4 protein-coding genes are annotated in these 3,331 nt (G+C 71.7%); 2 read left to right on the top strand and 2 right to left on the bottom strand.

Going from position 1 to position 3,331, the window contains the following annotated elements; genetic code table 11:
- Nucleotides 1-97: 97 nt before the first annotated feature.
- Complete coding sequence (locus VFE05_24750; protein ID HET6233309.1) at nt 98-550, top strand: hypothetical protein; 453 nt, start codon at nt 98-100, stop codon at nt 548-550.
- A gap of 376 nt (nt 551-926) precedes the next feature.
- A complete protein-coding gene (locus tag VFE05_24745) occupies nt 927-1,178 on the top strand; it encodes a hypothetical protein (GenBank protein HET6233308.1) in 252 nt (83 codons plus the stop codon).
- A 160-nt stretch (nt 1,179-1,338) separates the two neighbouring features.
- Here VFE05_24745 and VFE05_24740 read toward each other — a convergent pair whose 3' ends face one another.
- Together VFE05_24740 and VFE05_24735 are read right to left on the bottom strand one after the other, a co-directional pair.
- Nucleotides 1,339-1,734: a response regulator gene (locus VFE05_24740; protein HET6233307.1), complete on the bottom strand. Its 396-nt coding sequence runs from the start codon at nt 1,732-1,734 to the stop codon at nt 1,339-1,341.
- Between the two features lie 190 nt (nt 1,735-1,924).
- Nucleotides 1,925-3,331, bottom strand: a 1,407-nt coding sequence (locus VFE05_24735) for an ATP-binding protein (GenBank protein ID HET6233306.1), incomplete at its 5' end; no start/stop codon positions are given.

Genomic DNA, 3,331 nt, shown 5'->3' with positions numbered 1-3,331 from the left:
TGTTACTACATAGACTTACACGCGTCACAAAGCGGCTTCGCTTTCGCATTGCACGGGAGACGTCCAGCCTACGTCTCTCGCGGAAGTGGAAGCTCTCATGGCGCGCCTCGCCATCCTGCTCGGAATCGCCCTCTCGCTCGCTCCTGCCGTCGCGCGCGCCCAGTCACAGTCGGGGTTCATCGGGGTGTCGGCCACGATCCTGGAGTCGGTGGGCTTCCGGTCCGCGGCTTCGAGCAGCGTGAGCGTGCGGCGCGGGCAGTACATGGACGTAGCGGCGCCGGTCACCTCGTCCGGCCCCGCGGGGCAGATCGTGTCGGTCCAGGCCGTCGCGGCCGATGCGGCTTCGCCGGCCTCGGGCGCGGACCTGCTGCGGGTGCGTGGCGCGGGCGGCGAGTTCCAGCGGGTAGATGGCGGGCCGGTCGCCATCGGCAGCCGCGGCAAGGTGGGGCGCGGGGAGAGTGAGCCGGTCGTCTACCGCATCGCCCTGGGCGACCACGCGGCGCACGACGTCCGCCTCGCGCTGCGCTACACCATCGTCCCCGACGCGTGAGCGGCATCGATCCTCCACATCGACCGACGATGCGTTGTAGGACGATTCGGTAGATGGTCGCGCGACGAGGAACGGCATCTCCTGTGTCGGATGATCGATGCGCTCGCCGGAAGACGACAGAAGGCCCGGAACGCACCACGCGTCCGGGCCTTCGTGCATCCCCATGCTGCTGTTTCTCTTCGGCTCGGTCGGCTAGCGGCCCGCCGAGCGGCCCGGCCGAGGGAGAGCGCCGTTCAGGCCGCCCCTCGCAGGTGCGGCTCGTCCCCGGCGGGGAGAGTTTTGTCCCAAACCACGCCCGGCGGGCCGCGGGGGGCTTTACTCTTCCGGTGCGGCGGCGCGTGGCGGGCGCCTCAACCCGGACCTCTTGGAGGATACCATGAAGAAGATGCGGCTCGACCTGTCGGCGGTGGACGTGGAGACGTTCGCCGTTCTCCCGCCGGACCTCGCGGAGCAGTCCGGCACCGTCCGCGGCCAGGGAAACACCTGGGACCCGCCCACCTGCGCCGTGACCTGCGGCGTCACCTTCTGCGGCGGCCACACCTGCGACGGCGCCTTCTCGTGCGCCGATACCTGTACCGAGACGCGGCCCATCCGCGCCTGCAACGGCCCCACGTTCGTCTGCCAGTGAACACCACACCGCGCCCGCCGGAGCTCCGGCGGGCGCGGTGCCATCAGGACCGGCGGCAGGTCGCCGGGAAGCACGCATAGAACCCAGCCTCGCCCGCACCGCACGCCGCTCCCGGCCCGCCGCGCACACCGCGCGGCGGGCCGGCGACGTTCGCCCGAAGCTACGCGGGAACGGGCCGGCGGAGGTTGTCCTGGAGCCACGAGGTGAGGCGCGGCAGCAGGTCGGCGTCCTTGCGCACCATCCACGACCCGCCGGCGGCGCTCACGCGCTCGGTCACGGTCTCGGGGCACACCGAGCTGACGAAGACCGCCGGGGTGCCGGAGTAGATGGCGATGCTCTTGAGGTCGATGCAGCTCTGGAAGCCGTCCCGGCCGGGCATGTCGATGTCCAGCAGGAAGGCGTCCACGTAGCTGGGCGTGTCCGACGCCCAGCTGACCAGCGAATCGCCGGAGTCGAAGCGGAGGACGTCGTAGCCGTGCTGTTCCAGCCAGGCGGCGAGCAGCTCGGACTGGAGCGCGTCGTCGTCGGCGATGGCGAGGGTGGGTTTAAGCGGCATGCTCATGGATGCGGTGGCTAGTGGGTGCGTGCCCCTCCTTCGCAAGGACCGGCCCACGTGCCCCTCTGCACTCAACCGTATACTCCGCAACTACTTATGCTCGGACGAGGCCGGAACCGGCCACGGCGGAAGTTTCCAATCGGGAACACAGGCGTTCCGGAACGGAACAGCGGTCCCATTCGGAACCGCGTCATCCGTTCCGCTCCCCGGAGATGACCGCCCGGACCAGCGTCGCGAGCGCTTTCACGGATGCGTCGTCCGCCCCGGCGCCCTCGCGCAGCCGCTCCTCCGCGTCGCCTGCCGATTCGGAAACGTCGTCAAGGCCGTACCCGGCCGCCGCGCCGCGCAGCTTGTGCACCTCGCGGATCAGCGTGGGCAGGTCGCCGTCGCGCGCGGCTTCCTCCATGGCTTCCAAACGCACGGGAAGCCCGGCCCGGAACCGCGCCCGCAGCGGCGCCAGGTAGTCATCCTCGTCTCCCGCATCTTCTTCCCGCGCAACTACATCCCCCGCGTCCGTGCGGTACGGACCCGCGTCGCCCAGCGCCGTCCTCCCCTCGTCCGCATCTCCCGCCCCCACCTCGGCCGACGGGGGGAGCGCGGCGCGCCGATCATCTACCGAGAGCTCCGTCGGTGATGCCGGGAGATGCGGGGCGGACGAGGATGCGAGCGTGTCGGGCTCGGCGTCCGCGGAGGAGCGCGACGGGCCGGTCGATGCACGTTCCGCCGATGCGTTCCCGTTCGGGAACCCGGGGGATGCGACGGCTTTCGCCAGCTCGGAATCGACGCGCTGGATCAGCTCGGCGGGCTCGATGGGCTTCACCACGTGGCCAGCGAAGCCGACGTGCGCGGTTTCGCCCTCGGGCGCCGCGCCGGCGGTGAAGGCCAGGACGGGAACGCCCGCCATCTCCGGCATCCCGCGCAGCTCCTCCAGCACCTGCGCGCCCGTGCGGCCCACGAGGTTCAGGTCCAGCAGCACCAGCGACGGACGCGAGGGGACGATCCGGTCCGCCACCCCCGGCGATCCGTCGTCGGTCGCGGCGACGTAGCCCGCGTGCTCGAGGATGACCGTCGCGTACGCTCGGATGTCCGCGTCGTCGTCGATCACGGCGACCGTCTCGCCGCGCGTGGGCCGGGCCACCTCCCACGCCTCGGCCTCCGCCGCGGCCGTGCCCAGGATCTCGTCGCCGGCCCGCAGCGCCACCCAGAACACGCTCCCCCGCCCCTGGCCGGACTCCACGCCGATGCGCCCGCCCATCAGCTCCACGAGCTGCTTGGAGAGCGCCAGCCCCAGCCCCGCGCCCGCTACCCGCGCGCCGGGCCGGCTGATGCGCGAGAACTCCTTGAACAGCCGGTCCTGGTCTTCCGGCGCGATCCCGGGCCCCTGGTCGCGTACCTCCACGCGCACCTCGCCGCCGCCGCTGGTCACCAGCACGTCGGCCTCGGAGCCGGGCGGCGAGTACTTGATGGCGTTCTCCAGCACGTTGAACAGCACCTGCCGCAGCCGTCCCGTGTCGGCGATGGCGAAGTGGCGGCCCGCGTCGGAGAAGCGCATCCCCACGCCCTGCTGGTCCGCCAGCGGCTGGAGCGAGGCGACGAC

Source organism: Longimicrobiaceae bacterium (assembly GCA_035696245.1).
Taxonomy (GTDB): Bacteria; Gemmatimonadota; Gemmatimonadetes; order Longimicrobiales; family Longimicrobiaceae; genus DASRQW01.
The sequence above is the reverse complement of the archived record's forward strand: the minus strand, read 5'-3'. Positions and strand labels throughout refer to the sequence as shown.

Bases quoted from the DNA above. Each gene is read 5' to 3' on its own strand.
- VFE05_24750 (HET6233309.1), top strand. From the start codon at position 98: ATGGCGCGCCTCGCCATCCTGCTCGGAATCGCCCTCTCGCTCGCTCCT.
- VFE05_24745 (HET6233308.1), top strand. From the start codon at position 927: ATGAAGAAGATGCGGCTCGACCTGTCGGCGGTGGACGTGGAGACGTTC.
- VFE05_24740 (HET6233307.1), bottom strand. From the start codon at position 1,734: ATGCCGCTTAAACCCACCCTCGCCATCGCCGACGACGACGCGCTCCAG.